This window comes from Myxococcus sp. CA033 (assembly GCF_013336625.1).
In the GTDB taxonomy this organism is placed as follows: domain Bacteria; phylum Myxococcota; class Myxococcia; order Myxococcales; family Myxococcaceae; genus Myxococcus; species Myxococcus llanfairpwllgwyngyllgogerychwyrndrobwllllantysiliogogogochensis.
In genome coordinates this window covers 1-1,198 of the sequence record NZ_JABUMU010000072.1, presented here as the reverse complement: position 1 = coordinate 1,198, position 1,198 = coordinate 1, and the positions used below count along the sequence as shown (strand labels likewise).

Here is a 1,198-nt window from a genome sequence, read left to right as displayed (position 1 = left end):
TGCTCAAGCCCCTGGCCATGCCCACCAGTCCCGATACCCTCCTGCGGCTGATTCGCCGCGCTCCGCTGCCTGCTCCCAGCCCCGCTCGCGTCCTCGGCCTCGACGACTGGGCGCTGCGCAAGGGACGCACCTACGGCTCCATCCTTGTTGACCTGGAAGAGCACTGCGTGCGGGACGTGTTGCCAGACCGCTCGACTCCCACGGTGAGCGCATGGCTGCGCCACCACCCCGGCGTGGAAGTCATCGCCAGAGACCGGTCGACCGAGTACGCACGAGCGGTGGTGCTGGGCGCTCCAGAGGCCCAGCAGGTGGCGGACCGCTGGCACTTGCTGCTGAATGGACGGCAAATGATGGAACGCTGGATGACCAGCGCTCACCCCCGACTTAGAGCGCTACCAGCCGTTTCGAGCGGAGACACTCCTCCCGCGCGTCGTCACACCAGCTTCTCGCGAACTCACGCCGAAGCTCACGCCCGAGCGGAGAGCCGCTCCCGGCATGTCGCTGCATATGAAGCCGTACAGCGCCGTCACCTGGCGGGAGAGCCCCTGCTGAGAATCAGTCACACACTGGGACTTGCGCGAGGGACGGTGCGCAAATACGCCGCCGCCGAAGTCTTCCCTGAGCGCGCGGCGCGCGTGCCTGGACCGAGCATCCTCGACCCTTATCTGGAGTACCTGACGCGGCGACAAGCCGCGGGGTGTGAGAACGCCCGCGAACTCTGGCGGGAGATTCGCGCCCAAGGCTTTCGTGGCACCTCGCGGCAGGTCCACCGTTGGCTCCAGGTGCGACGGACCGTTCGGCCTCGCTCAGGGGCGCGCGGATACCCCGGCGGCAACTGGTGGTCGAAGGGCACGAGCACTGACGCACTCCCCTCGCCGAAGCAATTGGCATGGTTGTGCGTGAAGAGGCCCTCGGAGTTGACCTCCGCGGAGACCGCGACGTTGGCGCGCATTGAGCAGGATGAGGAAGCGTCGCGTGTCGTCGCATTGACCCGGCGGTTCTGCGAACTCGTGCGCTCGCGGGGCGTTTCACAGCGAGCAAGGCCAACGAGGTCCTGCAGGCCCTTCGAAGCGTGGTTGAGCGAGGCTCGTGCGTGCGGAGTACGCGCGGTGGAAACCTTTGCGGAGGGCCTCGAAAAGGATGGCGATGCCGTCCGGGCTGCCCTGACCTCTCCCTGGAGCAACGCCCAGGCCGAGGG

General features: G+C 67.4%; 1 protein-coding gene. It reads left to right on the top strand.

Features of this window, described 5'->3' with window-relative positions:
• Positions 1 to 17 precede the first annotated feature (17 nt).
• On the top strand, positions 18 to 1,198 hold a 1,181-nt coding region (locus HUA78_RS45675; protein ID WP_254624267.1), incomplete at its 3' end, for an ISL3 family transposase.